The following is a 21856-nucleotide window of genomic DNA, read 5'->3' as shown; positions in this document are numbered from 1 at the left end:
TCATCTTGAGGACAGCCTTTTTTATAAGATTAAACAACCCTTAAATGTTGTTTGTTTTTTACCAGCCACAAACCAATGAAGGTGAGCAGTCCGTTCAGAACAATCAGCTCTACACCGATTTTATAATCTGTATATGTGGTAACAGCCAGATTGATGAAATAGGTAAGTACAGGTGCTAAAAGAGTAACGGTAAGAATTGAATATTTTCTGGAAATCTGAAACTTCGTGAAAATTCCAAAGGCGAAAAGACCTAAAAGCGGTCCGTAAGTATATCCTGCAATTTCCATGATCAGATACACGATAGATTTATCATTCAACGCTTTGAAGACCATAATCAGGATAAAGAAAACTACCGTGAAAATTAAATGTACTTTCATACGAAGGCGTTTCTTTTCTTTTTCAGTTTTGGTTTTATCTTCATTAAGGTTGAGTAAATCTACACAATACGAACTCGTTACAGCAGTTAAGGCTCCATCCGCAGACGGGAACAATGCTGAAATTAATCCAATGATGAAAATAACGGAAATAGCCATTGGGAAATATCCCTGAAGTGATAAAGCCGGGAAAAGGTCGTCTCCCATTACATTTTTAATATTTCCTGCTGCATCTTTGAATCCGAAAATATTCGTTACTGTTTCAGCTTTTATTGTTCCATATTCAGCGCCGTGCTGCAATGCAAAAAGGTATAATAATCCACCCAGGAATAAGAATGCAAGGTTCACAATAAGAAGTGTTCCTGCAAAGGTCAGCATATTTTTCTTTGAATTTTTAAGATTATCTACAGAGATATTTTTCTGCATCATTTCCTGATCCAGCCCAGTCATGGCAATCGTAATAAAGATTCCTCCCAGAATGGTTTTCAGGAAAAAGGTTTTGGAATTGGGATCAAAGTTGATGAAATGAGTATAGTTTTTCTGTTCCAGAATGGTATAGGCTTCACCAAATGATAAATTCAGGTTGGATAAAATAAAAACAATGCAGGCTACAAGACTGATAATCATAAAAGAAGTCTGCAGGGTATCGGTAATGACAATCGTTTTTACTCCGCCTTCAAAAGTATAGAGAAGTACCATCAGCAAAAGAACAAGTGAAGTTACCCAGAACGGAACTCCTAATCCTTCAAGTAAGAATATCTGTAAAACGTTTACTACCAGATATAACCTTGCCGTAGCACCAATTGCCCTTGAAATAATAAAAAATATAGATCCAATTTTATGGGCTTCCACATTAAATCTTTTTCCCAGGTAGGTATAGATTGAAGTCAGATTCATCTTATAATAAAGAGGAAGCAGTATTGCGGCAACGATAAAATATCCGATGAAAAACCCGATCACCATCATATAGTATTCAAAACCTCCGTAAATATATTCGGAACCGGTCATTTTCCCCACAGTTCCCGGAACTGAAATAAATGTAACCCCGCTTAAGCTGGTTCCTATCATTCCGAATGCTACGAGCCACCATTTACTCTTTTTGTTACCAATAAAAAATGACTGGTTATCAGAATTCCGGCTGGTAAAATAAGAAATTACCAAAAGGCCGATAAAATAGACGAAAACAAATAACAAAAGGATAGTTCCTGGATTCATTCTTGATTTTTAAATTTTAGCAAATATATAAAAAAGATCAGTCGGGAATCATGAATTTGAAATACTGTTGTTTTCAAAGCAAATTCCGGTTATTGAATATTTTTAAATCAAAATAAAAACCCTTCCAGAAATCTCTCTGAAAGGGTTGTATTGTAAGGGTGGAAACAGTGACTAATTCACTAAAACATCCTGAAGTTCCTCACTTTTCTGGAAACTTGCCTTAGCGAAAGGACAGAGAGGAATGATCTTCTTCTCGTTTTTTCTGGCAAAATCCACTGCAGCCAGAAGCATTTCCTTGCCTACTCCTTTTCCGTTGTAAGCTTCTTCCACCTCGGTGTGGTCTATAATAAATCTTTCTTCTCCGGCCCAGGTATACGTCATCATTCCTGCGCGTCTTCCATCTATGAAAGCTTCAAAACTTCCGTGTTTTTCGTCGTTGTTTTGTTTTACTTCGATCATGTTATGAGAATTTAGTTAGTATTTCTATATCGTTGGTTAATATTTTATGAACAGGGCATGCATCTGCGATGGTGTGCAGTCTTTTCAGCTGCTCATCATCCAGAATACCTTCAAAGCTGATGTCTCTTTTGAAAACTGCTCTTTTTGTTAAGGGGAAATTTTCAAGCTCTACTTCTACATTGATGTTTTCTACCTCCCATTCTTTTCTTTCAATATACATTCTCAATGTAGCTGCTGTACAGCTTGCCAGTGATGTTGCCAGAATTTCCATGGGATTAAGACCTTTGTTCTGTCCGCCTTTATCAATCGGTTCATCCGTAATGATCTTATTTTCGCCGGCAGTGACTTCTGTATAATATTTTGTTTTTCCTAAACTTGCTTTTACCGTTACCGCCATTATTTTTCTGTATTGAATTTATAACTTAATGCACCTGATGGGCATAGATCTATCTGATTTTTAAGTTCTTCAGGACTTGCGTTTTCTGCTTTGATCCAAGGTCTTTCTTTAGGATTATAGACTTTTGGAAGTGTTTTTACACATATGGCAGAGTGGATACATTTTTGAGGCTGCCAGATGACAGTAATGTTTCCGTTGGGATATTCGTGTGTTTCCATATCAATTTTCTTTTAATGTTTTTTCGATTCTTCTGTCCGGAATCAGCCATATAAGAGCCACGATATAATAAAAACCTATGGCAATATAAGGATAAAAAAATGAAGTAGCGATTCCCAGGACATAAAATACAATAGAGATATATTCTTTATATTTTGAATGAATGGCTTCTTTCAGCTTTGATTCTTCGCCTTCACACCGGATAATAACATGCTCCAGAATGGTGTAAGCAATGGCTGACATAATGAGTCCAATTCCATAGACTGCAACAGGGTTTTTGGCAAAACTTGTAGTCCCGATCCATTCTGTAGCTACAGGCATCAGAGAAAGCCAGAACAAAAGGTGAAGATTGGCCCAAAGAATGCTGCCATTTACTTTCTTTACGGTCTGAAATAAATGATGATGATTGTTCCAATAGATTCCTACATAGATAAAACTGAAAATATAGGCTAAAAATTTAGGAAGAAGAGGTTTGAGACTGGTCCAGCTATTTCCCTCAGGTACTTTCAGCTCAAGTACCATAATGGTGATAATAATAGCAAGAACACCGTCACTGAACGCCTCAAGTCTTCCCTTATTCATTTACTTTACCTGATTTTTAAAGTTTTGTATCTTCCCTTTCAGATCATTCAGCATATCCGGATTGATGACTCCGCTTTCCATATCAAAGTTTTCATAAAATTTAGGTAATGAAAAAGTATCCTTGATGTCTGCTGCAAACTGTGGGAAAAATGTTTTCGCGGTATTCATTACATTTCCTCCGCCATAACCTCCCGGAGAAGTACTCATCAGAAGCATGGGTTTATTCTGAAATACTTTTACATTAATCCTTGAAGACCAGTCAAAAACATTTTTGAAAGCCGAGCTGTAAGAACGGTTGTGTTCTGCAAGAGAGCAGATGATGACATCACATTCTTCAATGACTTTTAAAAACTTGTGGGCTTCATCCGGAAACCCTTTCTTTTCAAGATCTACAGAGAAAACAGGCATGGTGAAATCGTTGAGGTCAATCAGATTGATTTCCTCATCCTGAAAATCTTTCAGAACAAACTTTACGAGTTCTCTGTTGATTGAAGTGGAAGATGTACTTCCGGCAAAAGCTAATATTTTCATGATAGATAATCTGAACTGAAATTATTTTCTGTTTAAAATCGCCTTAGGAAGCGGAACATATTCTCTGTCATCACCCGGAACCAAAGGGAAGGCATCGTGATTCTGATCATTCCAGTTTACTTTGGCCTGATCAAGTAATTCTTTATCAGAGTTAACGAAATTCCAGAATATAAAACGCTCTTCATCGAAGGGCTCACCACCGAAAAGATAAACTGTTCCGTTTTCGCTCATATCAAATTCGCAAAGCTTTGTATCTTTAGCGATCATCAGCTGTTTTGAACCATAAGAATTTCCTTCTGTGCTCACGGTTCCATCCAGAACATACATGGCAGCTTCTCCATAAAGGTCTTTTCCGATACTTATTTTCCTAGCCTCTTTTGTTTTGATTTCAAGGAAAAATAATTTGCTGTGTACCGGAACCGGAGAAGTTCTTCCAAATGCTTCACCGGCAATTAATTTATACTGAATGCCATCTTCTTCCCAAACCGGTATATCATCAGCTTCAATATGATGAAAAGTAGGCTCCGACTGCTCAAGGTGTTTTGGAAGTCCTACCCAGATCTGGAATCCGTGAAGTCTCTTATCACTGTGTCTTAAATATTCAGGTGTTCTTTCAGAATGTACAACTCCTTTTCCGGCAGTCATCCAATTCACGGCACCCGGTTTTATTTCTATAGCACTTCCGATACTGTCTCTATGGAAAATAGAACCTTCCAAAAGATAAGTTAATGTTGATAAGCCGATATGCGGATGAGGTGGAACATCAAGATTCTGATAATCTTTTAATTCTGAAGGTCCCATGTGATCAATAAAAACGAAAGGGCCAACTGCTCTTTTTTCACGGAAAGGAAGGAGTCTTCCTACCAGGAAATTTCCGATATCTGCTGCTTTTTCTTCAATAATAAGTCCGATATTTGACATGATAGTGTTTGATGCTGTTTAAAATGTTATTTAAAATAAACTGAGTGGTTCTGCTGAAATTTAAAGTTTGTCATATCCTTCAAATTTCTCATCCACGATACGTTTCCATTCCGGATGCTTCTTGATAAAAGCAAAAACATATGGACAGAATGGAAGAAGCTTTTTTCCGCTTTCTTCAATGTAATTCAATGTTTTCTCTACTACGGCAGCCGCGGCACCTGTTCCCGCCAGTTCAGGCTCTGCTTCAGTATGTACCAAAGCAATCTGATGCGTTGTCTCCCGGTAATCAATGAGTGCGTAATGTCCGTTGACTTCTATTTCAAATCTTTTTTCCGCTTTTACAAGAGGTATATTTTCGAATTCTGGTTTCATAATATTTTGTGTTAAAAGGATTCTGTTTTCTACAGTAAAACAGAATGAAAAGCTAAACCTTACAGATTTCTACAACCTATAAGGTTTGCCATTATATAAAGTTAATAAAAAAAGGAATAATTGAAGGTTAAGATAAATTTAAATCTTCTAGTCTTCCAGATATCCGAATTTTCCGGTATTAAAATCCTCAAAAGCCTGCATGATTTCTTCTCTGGAATTCATCACAAAAGGACCATGAGGGTAAATTGGCTCATTGATAGGCTCACCGCTGATGATTAAAACAACAGCATCTTCTTTTGCTTCGATAGTGAATGTTTCACCTTCGTTTTTAAATAATGCAAAATGATCTGCTTTAACGGTTTCTTCCCCATTAATGGTAATGCTTCCTTCAATCACCAAAGCAGCAGTATTAAAATGGGCAGGGAAATTAAATTCCGCTGTTCCTCCTGCTTTAAGTTTTGCATTCATCATATGAACCGGAGTGAAAGTACTGGCAGGTCCTTTATGACCGTTATACTCTCCGGCAATTACTTCTACATAACCATTTTCACCTATATCCACTCTTTCCATTGTAGAGTTTTCAATAGCCTGATATTTCGGGCAGCTCATTTTATCCTTTGCCGGAAGATTGACCCAAAGCTGAACCATCTGAAAAATTCCTCCTTCTTTTGCCCACTCTGTTTCATGATATTCTTTATGAAGAACACCTTTGGCAGCAGTCATCCACTGAACATCACCTTCTCCAATCACGCCACCGCCGCCGGCACTGTCATGATGCTCTACTTTTCCGCTATAGGCTATGGTTACTGTTTCGAAACCTCTGTGTGGATGAACGCCCACACCTCTTGGTCTTTCTGATCCATTGAAATGAAATTTCGAATTGTAATCCAGCATAATGAACGGATCCATTCTTTTCATATCCAATCCAGGTACTCCCGGAATAAAATTGTGAACTCTGAATCCATCGCCTACAAAGTGCGCAGGTCTTGGAGATACTACGATTTCTATTTTTTTAGTTGCCATCACATTGTTGATTTGTGTAAACAAAATTACCATACTTATATACGATAAGCATTGATCTGTGTTAAGTTCGTAGTATGGATGATAGACGGAAAATTAAACGGATATAATAGCAGCTTTGCTTTTGTCCTTAACTATTCTTCCTTCGATTTCATGTTTTTACCATCTGAGATATGCAGTCTTCTGAAGACGAATCCTGAGAGAATTGTCAATATGCCCACAGTAAGAAAAGTATATCGAAATGCATTGTGGATTTCTCCTTTGATAAGATCTGTGTTTTCAAAAAGTTTTAAAACAATCAGCCCAAATGCAATTCCAAAACCGATGGCCAGCTGTTGATTCACCGAAATTAAAGAGTTTCCGCTGCTGGTCTGGAAGTTCCGGAGATCAGCAATAGAAATGGTGTTCATGGAGGTGAACTGTATCGAGTTGAAAAAACCTAGCACTGCAATAATCGGAATGAACCAATACAGGGAAGTGTGTATATCAGGGATGGCAAGCAGGCATATCAAGGTTCCGATAATGAATGTATTGACCATTAAAGTCTGCCGATAGCCATATTTATCCAGGATTTTAATAACGGATGATTTCCCGAAGATTGCTGTGAGTGCCATAGGAGCAATAATCCAGCCTGAAGTTACAGCAGACTGTTTGTAGGCAATCTGAATCATCAGCGGCAGCAATAACGGAACAGAACTGATTCCTAATCTCGTGGCCAGATTACCTACAATACCTACACGGAAAGTTCTTACCTGAAACAGATTTAACGGGAAGATAGGATTTCCTCCTCTTTTTGCATGTTTGTAATAATAGTATAAAAACAGGAAACCCATGATAAATACAAGCAAAACAGGAGTAATATTCTGCATATCTCCAAAAAGTTCCAATGAAACAGAAAGCAGGAGAGAGGCGGCTGCAAAGATTAAGAAACCTTTTAAATCAAAATCAACATCATCGGATTTATAATTGGGCATGAATTTTAATCCTAAAAGTATTCCCAGAACACCGATCGGAATATTGATTAGAAATATCCAGTGCCATGAAAGATAGTCTACCATATAGCCTCCGACTAATGGTCCCAGTACAGGCCCGATAAGCGCTGGAATAATGGCAAAGTTCATGGCTTTAAGCAGTTCATTCTTATCAAAGGTTTTAATGAGTGCCAATTTTCCGACGGGAGTCATCAAACTTCCTCCAACCCCCTGAATAACTCTTGAAATAACAAGATGAGTAAGATTTTGAGACAGGGAACAAAACAGTGAACCTAAGCTGAACAGTACCAATGAAAAAATAAATATTTTTTTTGTCCCGAACCGGTCTGCCAGAAATCCGCTGGCGGGCATAAAAACGGCTAATGTCAAAACATAACTGATGATGGCGTTCTGCATATTAAGCGGGGACTCTTTCAGATCTTTTGCAATAGAGGGCAGGGAAGTATTCAGAATGGTAGAATCCAGCATCTGCATAAAAATAGCAGTAGCCAGAATAAGTGGTAGTATTTTTTTTATGGATGTCTGTTGTATGTTTGCTTCTGTCATTGGGTATAGGCTGGATAGAAGAACTTCCAGACTTATTTTTATTTGAAGAACCTGCCTGCTTTAAGCGGGATCAATCTTTAGATAAAGAAATCCATATAAAATTAAAAAAGTCCTGTGAGATTTCACAGGACTTTTTGATTTATTTTCTAGGTTTTTCTACTCCTTTCCATTCATCACCAGCTTTTCTGTACTGGCTTAAAATGAAAGTTTTGAAATCCTTTGTTTTGTATTCGATGTTATCGGTATTCTGCTCAAATGGCATGATGTAATAATATTCGATGTCTGTTTTATCAGATTTGTTTCCTTTTTTTACAGAAGGAACATATTTCGAAAACTTATAACTTGGAAGATATTGTTTTAGTCTTGTGTAGAAAGCTTTGTCTTCTTTTTCATTAGGGATGATATCTACAATGTTCAGATCATCTTTTTTCTTATCCACCCAAAGATAATATGTTTTTTCTTCCCCCATATTTCTGTTGAATGAGTTGAAAGCAAACAATTCTTTCGGTACCAGTTCTTTAATCTTTTCAGGATCTACCTTTGTGTAATATAATCCTTTAGAAGGATCTACATAGGTTTCAAGGTTGTACATTAAAACAGAATTGTTTTCAAAATTCTTGTTTTTAAAATACTGATTCAAAGATAATTCTGCAGTTGCTCTAAGCTCCTTACCTCTGGCATCCAGTTTTTTTGTCGGATTCTGAGGGTTTACGTACTTTACAAATGCATATAAAACGATAGGTTTGATATCCTTTAGGTGAGGATAAGTTTTCAGCTGCTCTGCTTTTACAAGCCAATAGTATTGTTGGTAGTAGTCATCTTTATCCTGATCTTTCACACTCTTATAAGTCAAAGCAAGCTTCTTTGAATTCAGATATTTGCCGTATTTTCCTTGTCCAAAAGCAAAACTTATGGATAATAAGACAAATAAAACAGTAAGGTTTCTTCTCATTTTTTTATAATTGATATTTTCGTTTTCCAAATATAATTATTTATTAGATATTATTTTGGATTGTGAGTTAAATTATGCCATATTGTTATTGTTAATTCAAGAAAAAATCCTGTATTGCTACAGGATTGATAAATTATAACTAAGGGAGTTAGATGTTTGAATGAGAAAAATATAAATGTCAATAGCGAATTATTATGGTAAATAATTGAAAAACAAACGCAATGAACGCAAGGTTTATATTTGATCTTATCTATTTCGTTAGCAAAGGCACTTCGTTCAGCTAGGAAATCGACTTGTCTATTGCTGAGTGAAACGTCCTTGCGATCATTTTTAAATATTAGAAATATCTTAGTGTACTCCGCGTTAAAATATCCCGAAACCCGAAACCTCGAATCACGAAACAGATTCACAAGCGCAGCGGATTGACGATTGACTATTCACTAATCAACCCCTAGTACGAAGTCTCATGCACTTTCACCGCTCTTCCGCTTGGATCATTCATTTTTTTGAAGGCTTCATCCCATTCTAAGGCAATAGGAGTGGAGCAGGCTACAGACGGTACAGATGGAACGGTAGCAGCTGCTGTTTCGCTTGGGAAATGCTCTTCAAAAATAGTTCTGTATCGGTATTCTTCTTTGTTCTGAGGCGTATTTAGCGGGAATCTGAATCTGGCATTTGCCATCATCTCATCCGTTACTTCTTTTTCAGCAACCTCTTTTAAGGTGTCAATCCATGAATATCCTACACCATCCGAGAACTGTTCTTTCTGTCTCCATACAATAGAATCCGGAAGAAGATCTTCAAAAGCTTTTCTTAAAACCCACTTTTCAATTTTCCCTTCAGCAGTATTGATCATTTTATCTTGCGGATTAAGAGTCATGGCAATATCCATAAATTCTTTATCAAGGAAAGGTACTCTGCCTTCGATACCCCAGCTCATCAACGCTTTGTTGGCTCTTAAGCAGTCATAAAGATGGAGTTTACCCAGTTTTCTTACAGTCTCATCGTGGAATTCTTTTGCATTGGGAGCTTTGTGGAAGTATAAATAGCCACCGAACAATTCATCAGAACCTTCTCCGGAAAGTACCATTTTAATTCCCATAGATTTAATCACTCGTGCCAAAAGATACATTGGAGTAGATGCTCTGATAGTCGTTACATCATAGGTTTCCAGATGGTAAATCACATCACGGACTGCATCCAGACCTTCCTGAACGGTAAAGTTAACTTCATGATGAACAGATCCGATGTGTTCCGCAGCTTTTTGAGCGGCTGCAAGATCAGGAGAACCCTCAAGTCCTACGGCAAAACTATGAAGTCTTGGATACCATGCTTCCTGGGTGTCGCCGCTTTCAATTCTCTGACGGGCAAACTTTGCAGTGATCGCTGAAATTACTGATGAATCTAAACCTCCGGAAAGGAGCACTCCATAAGGAACATCACTCATCAATTGTCTGTGTACGGCATCTTCAAGACCTTTTCTCAGTTTTGAGATATCAGTTTCGTTTTCTTTTACGTGATCAAAGCTGTCCCATTCTCTTGTATACCATTGCTGAAGCTCGGTTCCGTCAGGGCTGTACAGAAAATGTCCCGGTAAGAATGTTTCGATTTTTTTACATATTCCTTCAAGTGCTTTCAATTCTGAAGCTACATAATAGTTTCCGTTTTTGTCCCAGCCTTGATAAAGAGGGCATATTCCCATGTGATCACGGGCAATAAGGTAGATGTCGTTTTCAGTGTCGTATAATGCGAATGCAAAAATTCCATTCAGTTTTTCAACGAAATCTTTTCCGTATTTTCTGTAAAGTGCAAGGATGACTTCACAGTCAGACTGAGTCTGAAACTCATAATCCGGAAATTCTTCTTTGAGTTCTCTATGGTTATAGATTTCACCGTTTACCGCTAATACTACTTTTCCGTCTTTTGTAAATAAAGGTTGTTTTCCAGAGGTAGGATCTACGATGGCAAGTCTTTCGTGAGAAAAAATTACTTTCTCATCCTGAAAAACTCCACTCCAATCCGGTCCTCTGTGACGGATTTTTTTTGACATTTCCAATACCTGAGGTCTTAATACTTCAGTTTTTTGCTTGGCGTCGAATAAACATACAATTCCACACATGATTTTTATTATTTATGGAACAAAAGTAGAAGGGATGTTTATAAATAACAATGAAAAATATTTAAAAGCGAAAAATTTTAATCAATTTGTATTTTGAAGTTAAAAATTTTAACTATTTATTGAAATTGACATGTTTTTGATTAATTTTTTTCGTTGAGCCGGAATTGATGAAATTTACATACGAAATAAAAATGACATATTTATTAATCTATGGTAATTAATTATATGAATTTTACCCCTTACTTTGTGGCTCGAAATAATTTTTTTTCATCATTTGTGTTTTTACCTTCTTGCAATTCTCATGCAAGAAGGTTTTGTTTTTATTGAACTCCAAGTAATGCTCCCGAAACATTCCATGAACTGAAACTTGTTCCTTCTGTAGGGCCTTGTGGAATTTTTATCTGTATGGTATGTTTTCCCGCCTTAAGATCTCCAAGAGGGATAAAGTTAGGATTGGTTACCGTTCCCGGACACCAGTTTGATCTGCTGAGGTCTGATGATGAAAGCCCGTCCTGAAAATTTCCTGAAGCAGGGTTGTATAGGCGGTAAGAACCACAGTCTGTTCTCCAGGGTACAAATGAAAACACCGGATTTCCATCCACAACAATAGAATTGGCCTTAGGAACAAATTCATCTCCGTTTTCCCAACCGCCATGTCCTGTTGTGGTATATCTTAGCTGTGCGTTTTTCAGATCTTTATTTAAAGTGAAATTAACCATAAGTCCTTTCTCCTGATTGAACATCGTGGAGTAGTCCTGTCCGGCCATTTCCATAATATTTAAAGTATTGAACAAAGGAATAGCTATATTGTTTTTATGAACGGTCTGATCGCTTTTATGAATGGTGATATCAAGGCTTACTTTGTGGCCGCCTTTATCATAGTTGCCAATAAATATTCCAACCCAAAGTTCTTTTCCTGATAAAGAAGGTTTCAATTCTGTAATGTCCTGTCGGTAAGGACTGATGGTTTGCCAGGTTTTTCCTTTCAGCTGAATATGATTGAACTTCTGAATTCCAAATGCAGTAAAGAATCGCATCATTTCCATAGCAGGGCTATAGGTATCAGTGGAAGTTACTCCGTAATATTGTTTTCCGTTTCCGTTTTCGTAGACAGGAAGCATTTTTGCTCCTTTTTCCAATCCATCAAAAAAAGACTTTTCTTTATCCTGCGGAATGAAGAATACGGTTCCGGTTCTGTCATAGGCATCTCCATTGGATTGCTGTTTCAGTTCTACGAAAATATTTTCTCCTTCTGTAATGGTAGGAAATATTATTTTTTTCAGAATGATCGTTCCGTTGGCATATCTTTTTATCTGTTCATCTGATTTTGAAGTATCAGAGAAGTTGATGGTTTCATTTTTAAAAACAGTCAATATGGTAAATCTGCTTTTCCAAAGCAGGTCTTTATATCCTAACTGATCTGTTGTCTGTATATTTCCTTTTAAAATATTTTCAATGCCGGTATTCTTGATTTTTTTGATGGAGACTGCGGTAATTAAAGAGTTTTTATTTCTCTCCACTTCCAGAACCAATCCCAAATTTTGCCCCAAAACAGAAGGTCCGCCTTTCAGTTTGAGATCATGAGTGTACCAGACTTCAATCGTGTTTGAATTGACCTTTGTAACTGCTTTCTTACAGGTATATCCCAGGATTTTTTTGGTTTCATTGGTGAGTTCAAAATCCTGTTTTCCTACTGATTCAGCATCTGATGTTGAGATAATAGATCCGGGTTTTAAAAAAGCATAAGAAACAATGGTGTTTGATGGTCTTTCTACCTTAGTGATCTCGTAGGGATAGCTGCTCTTTTGTTCTTTAATCGCACTGTTGAGAATGAAATTTTCTTTTTCATTGACCCAGACTATTGTTGAGGGTTGATCAGCTGTTGTTTTTCCGTTGTATGAACTTGTGTACTGAATTTCGTATGTCTGTGCAGAAAACAGACAATATAAGAAAACAGCCAGAAAATTGAGCGCAGTTTTTTTATGCATAAATAAGCGGGTTTACTGCAAAGTTATTTTAAACTTTCTACAGCATCAAACAGTTTTAATCTATACAGTTAGTAGACAATTGGGGTGAAATGTTACAAAAATTGTTACATTTTTTTGAAAAGGTTTTTAAATAAAAAAACTACTCCAAAGAATAGAGTAGTTGTATGTATTGTCAATTGGGTTTGGATTAAGAAATTCTCTCAATCAAAGCCATATAGAATCCGTCATAGCCTTCACTAGGCATTACTTTTTCATCTTTAATCATTTTAAATCCGGGATTGTTTTTGATGAATTCATCTACCTGAAGGTTGTTTTCAGAAGGAAGGATAGAACATGTAGCATATACCATTTTTCCTCCTTTTTTAAGCATTTTAGAATAGTCCTGAAGGATTTGTTGCTGCTCCTTTTTAATTCTGTCAATAAAATCCTGATCGATTTTCCATTTACTGTCCGGGTTTCTTTTTAAAACTCCAAGACCTGAACATGGAGCATCAATCAAAAGTCTGTCTGCTTTTTCATGAAGACGTTTGATTACCTTGTTGTCAGAAATCATACGGGTTTCAATATTGTGAGCTCCGGCTCTCTTTGCGCGGCGCTTCAATTCAGCTAATTTCCATTCAAAGATATCCAGTGCTATAATCTGACCTTTGTTTTTCATGATGGCTGCTAAGTGAAGAGTTTTTCCTCCCGCACCCGCACACGCATCTACAACCCTTTGTCCTTCTTTAACATCAAGGAAATATCCAATCTTCTGAGAAGAGGCATCCTGAACTTCAAATAATCCTTCTTTAAAAGCTGTCGTCAGGAAAACATTTTTCTTTTCTTCCAACTGAACAGCATCAGGATAATTTTTAATAGGAAAAGAAACAACCCCTTCATCCGAAAGATCAGAAATAAGTTCTTTGGTGGTTGTTCTTAAAGAATTGGCTCTTAAAACTGTTGGAGCCTGCTCATTTAAAGCAAGCATTTCTCTTTCCCATTTGGCACCCAGCTCTTTTTCAAGAGTTTCAGCCAGCCACTCAGGAATAGAATGTTCTATTGCTTTTGTAGGAACGGTATTCTTTTTAAGTTTAGTAAGAATGTCGGCAATTTTGATTCCGTCAAATTCTTCAAATTTTTTATAATTGGTTTTACTCCAAAGTAAATACGCAATAATCAATTTGTAAATATTGTTGGGTTTTACCCCTTCACCCATATAGTATTCAAGGCGTTTTTTCCAACGGATAATATTGTAAAAAATTTCAGAAACAACGGCTCTGTCCTGGCTTCCCCATTTTCTGTTTGCCTTCAAAAGTCTTTCAATAACTTTATCGGCATATTTGTTTTTCTCAAAAAATGTTTCGTGTAAGGCATCGTGAATCCCGATTGCCAAGTTTCTGTGAATAAGTTCCATAAATTTGCTTCGCTGTTTGAATCTGCAAAAATACGACTTTTAATTGAGAGTTGAAGATTGAGTTGTTAGTTTGGGAATTGGAGCAGCTTTTGAGTAAAGAGTAATGTAATCTAACATTATTGATCCAAGGTCAACCTGTTTATTGATTTTTATAGGGATAGAACTCAATTTTAATGCTGAATTTGTAAAGATTTTCAGAATATTTATATTTTTTTATTTGTTGATAGTAACCTTTCACTTTAAAACGAATAAACCTATGTTTTTGCTTAATGAAAAATTTTTGCTGACAAAATATACACTGTTCATTATTATCCTTTATTTTCTTTGCGGCAAGTTTATTTAATTTATATTAATTCACTATATTGTGTAATGTTAACGTGTGCTTATTATCTACTATACTGAACTTTATCTCTTGACTTCAACCTCTAAAAAGCTCTACCTTTGCAAAAAATAAAAATATGAGTGATACAGTACTTTGTCCAAAATGCAGTTCTGAGTTTACCTACCCAAGCGATAATTTGATGGTATGTTCCCAGTGTTTCTACGAATGGGATCCTGCTGAGGTTGCTTCTGAAGCGGCAAACGAAGGAAAGATATTGGATTCGAATGGAAATGAACTTCAGGATGGGGATTCTGTAGTGGTGGTAAAAGATCTTCCTGTAAAAGGAGCTCCAAAACCGGTAAAGGCTGGAACTAAAGTGAAAAATATCCGTCTTAGACCAGGAAGTGATCACAATATTGACTGTAAAATTGATGGTTTCGGGGCAATGGCTCTTAAGTCAGAGTTTGTAAAGAAAGCGTAAGAAAACTGTTTTTTTTATGGCCTAAAAATAAGAAAAGGAAAAAATTGGACAGTGTAATCTTTCATAAGACTTAATTGCAAGATTGCTAATGTCCGTCTGGAAGGCAGAAAGAGAAATAACCAAAAATTTCCTTATACTTTGGAAATACAAATGTAAGAAAAAGTTTTATAACAGATTCTTATGTTTGTATTTTTTTTGTTTATAAGTATAAGTGAATGTATACGTTATGTGTAGAATAACGAAAAGGTGTAATGGCGGATTTGATGATGATTTACCTTGCTGTTTTACCCTTTTGCCCTTTAGTTTTTAGGCAAACGAAATATTTACAAATCCTGATATTTTCTCATCAGTATACATAAAAACTTCCTTTCCTTTTACGCTCAATTTATTCCAATAATAATTTCCTGCAAATCTACTTTCCAGAACTTCGGCTTCAAGACCCGTTTCGGTGATTTTTATTTCTTTGGGATAGTAGGAAAATTTGGAAAGCTGGAAATCTTCAGCTTCATTTTCACTGAAAATATTCACTTCTCCAAATAATTTTGCCACATAAGAATTATAAGGATTTCTGTAGGTCTCCTCCGGACTGTCATTCTGAATCAGTCTTCCATCCTGTAAAATGACAATCTGATCCAGCCATGGCATGATATCCTGAAGTTCATGAGTGGAGATAATTAAAGAAACTCCATGCTGCTTCACATATCTGAAAAGTCTTTCTCTGAGCTCAATTTTTCTCGGAAAATCCAGATTACTGAATGGTTCATCTAAAATCAGGAGCTTTGGAAGCACAGACAAGGCTCTGGCAATAGCTACCCGCTGCTGTTGTCCGCCACTTAAATATTTAGGAAGTACATGGGCAAATTCCTGAAGGCCTACCACCTCAAGAAGTTCCGTTACGATTTCTTTTTTTTGTTTTAAATTGATATTTGAAATAAATTTCCCTACGTTTTCAGCAACTGTAGCGTAAGGCATAAGATCAAAATTCTGGGCTACGAATTTCATTTCGGGCTCTCCGGGAACAAGATTTCCTTTAGGGCCTGAAAGCTTTGTACCGTTAAAAATAATTTCTCCGCTTTCCCAATCCAGAAGACCATAAATCAGGTTGAGAAGAGTAGATTTTCCACATCCACTTTCTCCGGCAAGAGCTATAATTCTGTTTTCTTCAAACCTTAGGTTAAGGTTCTGAAACAGGGGATTTTCTTTGTTGTGAGAGAAAAATAAATTGTTTATTTCTAATAGCATATTACAAATGTAAGGTTTTTATGAAAACACAATTTTTTTTATTATATTAGCGGAACTAATAAAAATAAATCAAAAATGAGAAAAAAACTGTTTTCGATAGCTATCCCTGCATTATTTGTTGCTGCTGTAATGGTTTCTTGTAAAAAAGATAAACCGCTTACCAGTGAGAGTAATGAGGTGACGACTACTAAAGAAGGTAGCCAGTTCACTTTGGATACGCTAAACAGTAAGGTTGAATGGAAGGGATATAAAGTATTTAAATCTGAAAATACGAGCCATTTTGGAACCATCAGGTTTGAAAGTGGAGATGTGACGGTGAAAGACGGAAAACTGGAAAGCGGAAAATTCGTTGCTGATATGAACTCTTTAACTTCTGTGGACTTGAAAGACAGCCCGGAAGATTTAGGAAAATTAAATGGCCACCTGAAGAGCGGTGATTTCTTTGAAGTTGAAAAATTCCCAACAGCTTCTTATGAGATTACAAAGGTTACTCCGGCTACAGAAGGTGATTATAATACTCTTTTGGATGGTAATTTAACGATTAAAGGAATTACAAAACCTGTTCAGTTTAAAGCTAATGTTTCTGTAAAAGATGGAGAAGTAAGTGTAGCTACTGAACCGAAAGATATCAAGAGAGAAGAGTTTGGCGTAAAGTTCCAGGCTCCTGCTGAAAACGGCGTGATTAAAGACGAGGTAACTCTTCAGATCAGCGTTAAAGCTTTAGAAAAGAAATAATTTTTTTATTTAAGTGAAATAAGTGATTGAAGTCTGCCTCCCGAAAAAGAGGCAGATTTTTTTATGACGGACTTAATATTCAACTTAAAAGTCGTATTTTTGCAAAACATTTTGAAAGGGTAAAATAATGATAGAAAAGATAGAAGAACTACTGGTCGAAGTAAACGGCTTCAATGCTACCTCTAAGGAAGATATCGAAAACTTCCGAATCAAGTACAACGGTAAAAAAGGGGTTCTGAATGATTTTTTTGAAAAATTTAAAGAAGTTCCTAACGACCAAAAGAAAGAATTCGGACAGAAGATCAATACTTTGAAACAGGCAGTGGCTGTAAAACTGGAGGATTTGAAAAATGCTTCCACATCTTCTGTGGTGGTAGAAAAAGAAGATCTTACGAGACCTGCTTTTCCATTGGAATTGGGTTCCAGACATCCGATCAATCTGGTAAAAAACAGAATTATTGAAATCTTCAAATCGATTGGCTTTGCTGTAGCAGATGGTCCTGAGATTGAAGATGACTGGCATAACTTTACGGCGCTTAACCTTCCGGAATACCACCCGGCAAGAGATATGCAGGATACGTTCTTTATTGAGCAGAATCCGGATATTCTTTTAAGAACACATACTTCTTCTGTACAAACCCGTTATATGGAAGAAAACCAGCCGCCAATCAGAATTTTATCTCCGGGAAGAGTGTTCAGAAATGAGGCAATCTCTTCACGTTCTCACTGTATTTTCCATCAGATTGAAGGATTATATATTGATGAGAATGTAAGCTTTGCAGACTTAAAGCAAACCATTCAGTTCTTTACGACAGAGCTTTTCGGAAAATCTAAAATCAGAATGAGACCTTCTTTCTTCCCTTTCACAGAGCCAAGTGCTGAAATTGATGTGTATTGGGGATTAAACTCTGAAACGGATTACAGAATCACAAAAGGAACAGGATGGCTGGAAATCATGGGATGTGGAATGGTAGATCCTGCTGTACTGAAAAATGTGAATATCGATTCTGAGAAATATTCGGGATATGCATTCGGAATGGGAATTGAAAGAATTACGATGCTTCTTTACCAGATGAGTGACATCAGAATGTTCTTTGAAAATGATATCAGAACACTGGAACAGTTCAAAACATTATAAAAAATCAAACCTCCGGAGCTCCGGAGGTTTTTTGTTTTTAATTACTGACCTAAGAAACAAAATGTAACTAAAAACTGATCTTATTGAAAATTTACACGTGTCTGTTTCTTATGCCCATACTTCGGTTCGAATCCGCTAGGTACCTCAATGAAGTATTGACATGTTGCAGTTTCATTATTGCTGCCTCTATAATAAAGACAACAGGTGTCAGGGATTTATTACATTAGAAATAAAAAAAGCCTGTAAATGTTACAGGCTTGTATCTTTTAAAAAAAACTGATCGTTGCTATTTACTGAACTTTAAAGGATATTTTACATTCTTGTAATCATCAATACTTGCTTTCAATGCGCCTACTGCCAGCTCTGCCTTCAATAGCATAGGAACATGGTTAGCATCATTGGAAACCCACATGGTTACTCCTTCTTTTTCTTTAAATACTCTTCCGCTCTTCACAGATGGAATAATCTTCAAACAGTTAATTGTACCGAATTTTGTTTTTAAATTTTCTGTTCCTGTTACTTTTAACTGAAATGGAAACATTTCATCATCAATCCATACATTCATATTGATGATGGTTCCCACCTTCAATTCGTCCGGGCTTTTACTTCTCAAATAATAAAAACATGAAAGCATGTCCTGAACACCTTTCACAGATTTTAAAACCTTAGAACCATTGGCCGGAGTTTTTTTATCTGTTAAAATCAACGTGTTATTATCATGATTGAAAACGGTTTCAAAATGCTGGCGATAGCTTCCTTCACGTACATTTCTGACATAGAAGCTTGGTAATCCTGTCTGCGTATTGATGAAGCTTTCATATAAATCTTCCACTTTGAAGAATGCTTTTACGGCACCAGTAGTCTCTCCTGTGCCTTTTACATAAAGATGAGGTACCCCTTTGTAATTGGTTTGTTTGGTAGTAAGATTCGCTGTTCCTGCATTAAGGAAGCCGTAGTGGATTCTAAGTGTGATAGATTCACCGTCTGCGATGTTGTCAATCTGGGCTGAGCCTAAAAAGAATATTAATACGGCAAAAAGGTTTAAAATTTTCTTCATAACAAGACATTTACAAAAACATTGCCAAATTTAAAATCTTAAATGATAGATATTTGACAAATCTCAGGTTTTTATTTAGAATCAATTAAATATGCTTCGCATTAAAATTAGTAAATTTGCAGTTACATGTATAATTAAATTATCTTAAAGATTATGATAACCACTGATATATTGATCATAGGTGCGGGACCTACAGGACTTTTTGCAGTTTTTGAAGCTGGTTTATTAAAAATGAAGTGTCATATTATTGATGCGCTTCCACAGCCGGGAGGGCAGTTGGCGGAACTTTATCCTAAAAAACCTATCTTCGATATCCCAGGTTATCCTTCAGTGAATGCTGGAGAATTGGTGGATAATTTGATGGAGCAGATCAAACAGTTTCAACCTGGATTTACTTTGGGAGAAACAGCTGTTTCGTATACAAAGGTTGATGATGAATGGTTTGAGGTGATTACTAACAAAGGAACGGTTCACAGATGTAAAGCAATTGCTATTGCAGGTGGATTGGGAACTTTTGAACCTAGAAAGCCTACTTTTGATAATCTTGCTGATTATGAAGAAAAGGGTCTTGAATATTTCGTGAAAGAGCCTGAGCATTTCAGAAACAAAAAAGTAGTAATCGCCGGAGGAGGAGATTCTGCTTTGGACTGGAGTGTTTTCCTTTCTAATGTTGCCAGTGAAGTGACTTTGATTCACAGAAGAAATGAGTTCAGAGGAGCTTTGGATTCTGTAGAAAAAGTTCAGGATCTGAAAAATCAAGGGAAAATTAAATTAATTACGCCTGCTGAAGTTACCGGTATTAAAGGTGACGGAAAAGTAGAAGCTATCACGGTAGAAGTGGAAGGACAGGAAGCTTATGATATTGAAACAGACTATTTCATTCCTTTATTCGGATTGACTCCAAAATTGGGTGAGATCGGAAACTGGGGATTGAATATCGAGAAAAATGCAATCGTTGTAAATAACGCTTTGGATTATCAGACAAACATTGACGGAATCTACGCAATTGGTGATATCAATACTTATCCTGGAAAACTGAAGTTGATCCTTTGTGGTTTCCACGAAGCTACTTTGATGTGTCAGAGTGTTTATAACAGACTCAATCCGGGTAAAAAATTCGTATTAAAATATACAACCGTAAGTGGTGTTGACGGATTTGACGGAAGCCGTAAAGAAGCAGAGAAGGCAGTTGTGAAAAAAATTGACTAATTTTGCAGAATTATGTCAGATGTTAATATTAAAATCACCGACAGAGAAGGTGTAATCCACGATGTCGTAGCTCCTACGGATATGTCCATGAACTTAATGGAAATTATCCGTTCCTATGAATTGGCAGAAGAAGGTACTATTGGAGTATGTGGAGGAATGGCGATGTGTGCTTCATGCCAGGTATATGTAATTAATGATCCCGGTTTGGAACCAATGGGAGATGAAGAAGATGCTATGCTTGCTGAAGCTTTCCATGTGAAAGACAACAGCAGATTGGGATGCCAGTTACATATTGCCGATGCAATGGAAGGGCTCGAAGTGGAAATTGCTCCTTATCCTTAGAAAATATTTTTTAATCTTAATAAGAAACCCGTTCGAATTTTTCGGACGGGTTTTGCTTTTATTTGGTTTACTGTTTTATTCCGACGAACATGTAAATTCATGTCTGATGAGAGTGTCTTCTTTGATAATTTCGAAATAACTTTCCCCTTCATTCTTTATAAAGTAATCTCCAGGGTCTATTTCATCTTTATAGGAAACCCACCATTGGCCGTTGTCATAACATTCACAAGGCTGAATGCTTTCAGGAATAGTTCCTTTTAGCTTAAGAGATTTTATACCTTCAATACTTTCGACTCTAATTTTACATTTTTGCTTCTTGACTCTTTCCACCGCGGTCTTACAATCTTCCTTAGAATAAGAAGAAATAGCAGGTACAATAACGAATATAGTTACAAATACTGTAGCAACGCCAAGCATTTCTTTATTAACGTTGTAGTTATTCATTTAAAGAAATATAACGTTTTAAACTTCCTCCTTAGAAATCCACTTTCCAACCGTAGGAGCTTGATAATTTCTCATCATTTCCAGCAGATCATCAATGGCATCACTGATCAACAGCATATCTCTGTTCACCTGCTTTAAAAATCCTTTATCCACCATGGTCTGAACCAGCTTGATCAGGTCATCATAAAATCCGTCAATATTCAAAATTCCGATCGGTTTTTTGTGAAGTCCAAGTTGTGCCCATGTGATCATTTCAAAGAATTCTTCCAATGTTCCGTAGCCTCCGGGAAGAACAATAACCCCATCACAAAGTTCATTCATTTTGGTTTTTCTTTCATGCATGGTTTCCACGATGATAAGGTCTGTCAGATTTTTATGGGCAATTTCTTTGGTTTGTAAAAAGTGAGGAAGGACTCCAATGACCTTGCCTCCTTCTGCCAATGCTCCATCTGCTATAGTTCCCATCAATCCTACATCTGCGCCGCCATAAATAAGCTGTATCTCTTGTTTTGCTAAGGTTTGTCCCAGCAGAAATGCCTGTTCCTTGTAAATGTCGTGTGACCCGAAACTTGAGCCGCAGAATACGGTGATACTTTTCATTATTTTTTTATGTTTTTTTGAACCATTAAGCTTTTTTAAGTGATTATGAAGAGTTAAGAAAATACCTGACGATATTTTAAAACAGTATGCTTCAATCTGCTTGCAGATGCTTAAAATTCTTTATTTCTTAATTTATCTTAATGTTTTAAATTTAAATTAAAAATATCCAAAATCATAAGACTTTGGATATTCAATATACTCATTTTACT

The 21856-nt window shown here is 36.5% G+C and carries 23 protein-coding genes; 5 read left to right on the top strand and 18 right to left on the bottom strand.

Annotation, left to right across the window (positions count from 1 at the left end; genetic code table 11):
- Positions 1 to 29: 29 nt before the first annotated feature.
- From ACWPWS_RS12405 to ACWPWS_RS12340, 14 genes are all read right to left on the bottom strand, one after another.
- Positions 30 to 1589 (bottom strand): sodium:solute symporter, encoded by a 1560-nt coding sequence (locus tag ACWPWS_RS12405; protein ID WP_209785818.1) that lies wholly within the window; start codon positions 1587 to 1589, stop codon positions 30 to 32.
- A 171-nt stretch (positions 1590 to 1760) separates the two neighbouring features.
- Entirely contained in the window at positions 1761 to 2048 is a 288-nt protein-coding gene (locus ACWPWS_RS12400; protein WP_454046694.1) for a GNAT family N-acetyltransferase, read from the bottom strand.
- Between the two features lies 1 nt (position 2049).
- Positions 2050 to 2445 carry an OsmC family protein gene (locus ACWPWS_RS12395; protein WP_454046693.1) on the bottom strand — a complete coding sequence of 132 codons (396 nt, stop codon included), beginning with the start codon at positions 2443 to 2445 and terminating at the stop codon, positions 2050 to 2052.
- A complete protein-coding gene (locus ACWPWS_RS12390; RefSeq protein WP_209785815.1) occupies positions 2445 to 2663 on the bottom strand; it encodes a (4Fe-4S)-binding protein in 219 nt (72 codons plus the stop codon). The genes ACWPWS_RS12395 and ACWPWS_RS12390 overlap by 1 nt, the downstream gene beginning before the upstream one ends.
- 1 nt (position 2664) lies before the next feature.
- Positions 2665 to 3243, bottom strand: coding sequence for a TMEM175 family protein (locus ACWPWS_RS12385; protein ID WP_454046692.1), 579 nt, complete (start codon positions 3241 to 3243; stop codon positions 2665 to 2667).
- Positions 3244 to 3774 (bottom strand): NADPH-dependent FMN reductase, encoded by a 531-nt coding sequence (locus tag ACWPWS_RS12380; RefSeq protein WP_209785813.1) that lies wholly within the window; start codon positions 3772 to 3774, stop codon positions 3244 to 3246.
- A gap of 21 nt (positions 3775 to 3795) precedes the next feature.
- On the bottom strand, positions 3796 to 4695 hold the full coding sequence (locus tag ACWPWS_RS12375; protein WP_454046691.1) for a pirin family protein: 900 nt from the start codon (positions 4693 to 4695) through the stop codon (positions 3796 to 3798).
- A gap of 60 nt (positions 4696 to 4755) precedes the next feature.
- Positions 4756 to 5067 (bottom strand): GNAT family N-acetyltransferase, encoded by a 312-nt coding sequence (locus tag ACWPWS_RS12370; RefSeq protein WP_454046690.1) that lies wholly within the window; start codon positions 5065 to 5067, stop codon positions 4756 to 4758.
- 147 nt (positions 5068 to 5214) lie between these two features.
- Positions 5215 to 6090 (bottom strand): pirin family protein, encoded by an 876-nt coding sequence (locus ACWPWS_RS12365; protein ID WP_209785810.1) that lies wholly within the window; start codon positions 6088 to 6090, stop codon positions 5215 to 5217.
- A gap of 131 nt (positions 6091 to 6221) precedes the next feature.
- Positions 6222 to 7625: an MFS transporter gene (locus ACWPWS_RS12360; protein ID WP_454046689.1), complete on the bottom strand. Its 1404-nt coding sequence runs from the start codon at positions 7623 to 7625 to the stop codon at positions 6222 to 6224.
- Between the two features lie 139 nt (positions 7626 to 7764).
- On the bottom strand, positions 7765 to 8607 hold the full coding sequence (locus ACWPWS_RS12355) for a hypothetical protein (protein WP_454046688.1): 843 nt from the start codon (positions 8605 to 8607) through the stop codon (positions 7765 to 7767).
- A gap of 421 nt (positions 8608 to 9028) precedes the next feature.
- On the bottom strand, positions 9029 to 10696 hold the full coding sequence (asnB, locus tag ACWPWS_RS12350; protein WP_309513366.1) for an asparagine synthase B: 1668 nt from the start codon (positions 10694 to 10696) through the stop codon (positions 9029 to 9031).
- Positions 10697 to 11016: 320 nt separating this feature from the next.
- Positions 11017 to 12684: a GLPGLI family protein gene (locus ACWPWS_RS12345; protein ID WP_454046687.1), complete on the bottom strand. Its 1668-nt coding sequence runs from the start codon at positions 12682 to 12684 to the stop codon at positions 11017 to 11019.
- A gap of 187 nt (positions 12685 to 12871) precedes the next feature.
- Positions 12872 to 14077: an RsmB/NOP family class I SAM-dependent RNA methyltransferase gene (locus ACWPWS_RS12340; RefSeq protein WP_309513368.1), complete on the bottom strand. Its 1206-nt coding sequence runs from the start codon at positions 14075 to 14077 to the stop codon at positions 12872 to 12874.
- A 458-nt stretch (positions 14078 to 14535) separates the two neighbouring features.
- Between ACWPWS_RS12340 and ACWPWS_RS12335 the strand changes: the two genes are divergently transcribed.
- Entirely contained in the window at positions 14536 to 14880 is a 345-nt protein-coding gene (locus tag ACWPWS_RS12335; protein ID WP_105684500.1) for a zinc ribbon domain-containing protein YjdM, read from the top strand.
- 306 nt (positions 14881 to 15186) lie between these two features.
- Here the strand turns inward: ACWPWS_RS12335 and ACWPWS_RS12330 are convergent, their stop codons facing one another.
- Positions 15187 to 16122, bottom strand: coding sequence for a sulfate/molybdate ABC transporter ATP-binding protein (locus tag ACWPWS_RS12330; RefSeq protein WP_454046686.1), 936 nt, complete (start codon positions 16120 to 16122; stop codon positions 15187 to 15189).
- Between the two features lie 75 nt (positions 16123 to 16197).
- Here ACWPWS_RS12330 and ACWPWS_RS12325 point away from each other — a divergent pair, with 75 nt between their 5' ends.
- Together ACWPWS_RS12325 and pheS are read left to right on the top strand one after the other, a co-directional pair.
- Positions 16198 to 16857, top strand: a complete 660-nt coding sequence (locus tag ACWPWS_RS12325; RefSeq protein WP_105684498.1) for a YceI family protein — start codon at positions 16198 to 16200, stop codon at positions 16855 to 16857.
- A gap of 127 nt (positions 16858 to 16984) precedes the next feature.
- A complete protein-coding gene (gene pheS / locus ACWPWS_RS12320) occupies positions 16985 to 17995 on the top strand; it encodes a phenylalanine--tRNA ligase subunit alpha (protein WP_047429302.1) in 1011 nt (336 codons plus the stop codon).
- 286 nt (positions 17996 to 18281) lie between these two features.
- On the opposite strand, the gene ACWPWS_RS12315 is transcribed toward pheS, so the two are convergent.
- Positions 18282 to 19052, bottom strand: coding sequence for a DUF3108 domain-containing protein (locus ACWPWS_RS12315; protein WP_454046685.1), 771 nt, complete (start codon positions 19050 to 19052; stop codon positions 18282 to 18284).
- Between the two features lie 153 nt (positions 19053 to 19205).
- Here ACWPWS_RS12315 and ACWPWS_RS12310 point away from each other — a divergent pair, with 153 nt between their 5' ends.
- Both ACWPWS_RS12310 and ACWPWS_RS12305 read left to right on the top strand, forming a co-directional pair.
- Positions 19206 to 20261 carry an NAD(P)/FAD-dependent oxidoreductase gene (locus ACWPWS_RS12310; protein ID WP_034697025.1) on the top strand — a complete coding sequence of 352 codons (1056 nt, stop codon included), beginning with the start codon at positions 19206 to 19208 and terminating at the stop codon, positions 20259 to 20261.
- Positions 20262 to 20273: 12 nt separating this feature from the next.
- Entirely contained in the window at positions 20274 to 20603 is a 330-nt protein-coding gene (locus ACWPWS_RS12305) for a 2Fe-2S iron-sulfur cluster-binding family protein (RefSeq protein ID WP_076356547.1), read from the top strand.
- Positions 20604 to 20678: 75 nt separating this feature from the next.
- On the opposite strand, the gene ACWPWS_RS12300 is transcribed toward ACWPWS_RS12305, so the two are convergent.
- Together ACWPWS_RS12300 and ACWPWS_RS12295 are read right to left on the bottom strand one after the other, a co-directional pair.
- Positions 20679 to 21047, bottom strand: coding sequence for a hypothetical protein (locus ACWPWS_RS12300; RefSeq protein WP_454046684.1), 369 nt, complete (start codon positions 21045 to 21047; stop codon positions 20679 to 20681).
- Between the two features lie 18 nt (positions 21048 to 21065).
- On the bottom strand, positions 21066 to 21647 hold the full coding sequence (locus ACWPWS_RS12295) for an LOG family protein (RefSeq protein ID WP_454046683.1): 582 nt from the start codon (positions 21645 to 21647) through the stop codon (positions 21066 to 21068).
- Between the last annotated feature and the right edge of the window lie 209 nt (positions 21648 to 21856).

The organism is Chryseobacterium sp. Marseille-Q8038, from assembly GCF_965111995.1.
The sequence above is the reverse complement of the archived record's forward strand: the minus strand, read 5'-3'. Positions and strand labels throughout refer to the sequence as shown.

Coding starts and splice junctions, on each gene's coding strand:
- ACWPWS_RS12340 (WP_309513368.1), bottom strand. CDS start 14,077: ATGGAACTTATTCACAGAAACTTGGCAATCGGGATTCACGATGCCTTA.
- ACWPWS_RS12365 (WP_209785810.1), bottom strand. CDS start 6,090: ATGGCAACTAAAAAAATAGAAATCGTAGTATCTCCAAGACCTGCGCAC.
- ACWPWS_RS12335 (WP_105684500.1), top strand. CDS start 14,536: ATGAGTGATACAGTACTTTGTCCAAAATGCAGTTCTGAGTTTACCTAC.
- ACWPWS_RS12375 (WP_454046691.1), bottom strand. CDS start 4,695: ATGTCAAATATCGGACTTATTATTGAAGAAAAAGCAGCAGATATCGGA.
- ACWPWS_RS12345 (WP_454046687.1), bottom strand. CDS start 12,684: ATGCATAAAAAAACTGCGCTCAATTTTCTGGCTGTTTTCTTATATTGT.
- ACWPWS_RS12310 (WP_034697025.1), top strand. CDS start 19,206: ATGATAACCACTGATATATTGATCATAGGTGCGGGACCTACAGGACTT.
- ACWPWS_RS12300 (WP_454046684.1), bottom strand. CDS start 21,047: ATGAATAACTACAACGTTAATAAAGAAATGCTTGGCGTTGCTACAGTA.
- ACWPWS_RS12330 (WP_454046686.1), bottom strand. CDS start 16,122: ATGCTATTAGAAATAAACAATTTATTTTTCTCTCACAACAAAGAAAAT.
- ACWPWS_RS12305 (WP_076356547.1), top strand. CDS start 20,274: ATGTCAGATGTTAATATTAAAATCACCGACAGAGAAGGTGTAATCCAC.
- asnB (WP_309513366.1), bottom strand. CDS start 10,696: ATGTGTGGAATTGTATGTTTATTCGACGCCAAGCAAAAAACTGAAGTA.
- ACWPWS_RS12325 (WP_105684498.1), top strand. CDS start 16,198: ATGAGAAAAAAACTGTTTTCGATAGCTATCCCTGCATTATTTGTTGCT.
- ACWPWS_RS12315 (WP_454046685.1), bottom strand. CDS start 19,052: ATGAAGAAAATTTTAAACCTTTTTGCCGTATTAATATTCTTTTTAGGC.
- ACWPWS_RS12390 (WP_209785815.1), bottom strand. CDS start 2,663: ATGGAAACACACGAATATCCCAACGGAAACATTACTGTCATCTGGCAG.
- ACWPWS_RS12405 (WP_209785818.1), bottom strand. CDS start 1,589: ATGAATCCAGGAACTATCCTTTTGTTATTTGTTTTCGTCTATTTTATC.
- ACWPWS_RS12395 (WP_454046693.1), bottom strand. CDS start 2,445: ATGGCGGTAACGGTAAAAGCAAGTTTAGGAAAAACAAAATATTATACA.
- ACWPWS_RS12360 (WP_454046689.1), bottom strand. CDS start 7,625: ATGACAGAAGCAAACATACAACAGACATCCATAAAAAAAATACTACCA.
- ACWPWS_RS12380 (WP_209785813.1), bottom strand. CDS start 3,774: ATGAAAATATTAGCTTTTGCCGGAAGTACATCTTCCACTTCAATCAAC.
- ACWPWS_RS12400 (WP_454046694.1), bottom strand. CDS start 2,048: ATGATCGAAGTAAAACAAAACAACGACGAAAAACACGGAAGTTTTGAA.
- ACWPWS_RS12385 (WP_454046692.1), bottom strand. CDS start 3,243: ATGAATAAGGGAAGACTTGAGGCGTTCAGTGACGGTGTTCTTGCTATT.
- ACWPWS_RS12370 (WP_454046690.1), bottom strand. CDS start 5,067: ATGAAACCAGAATTCGAAAATATACCTCTTGTAAAAGCGGAAAAAAGA.
- ACWPWS_RS12295 (WP_454046683.1), bottom strand. CDS start 21,647: ATGAAAAGTATCACCGTATTCTGCGGCTCAAGTTTCGGGTCACACGAC.
- pheS (WP_047429302.1), top strand. CDS start 16,985: ATGATAGAAAAGATAGAAGAACTACTGGTCGAAGTAAACGGCTTCAAT.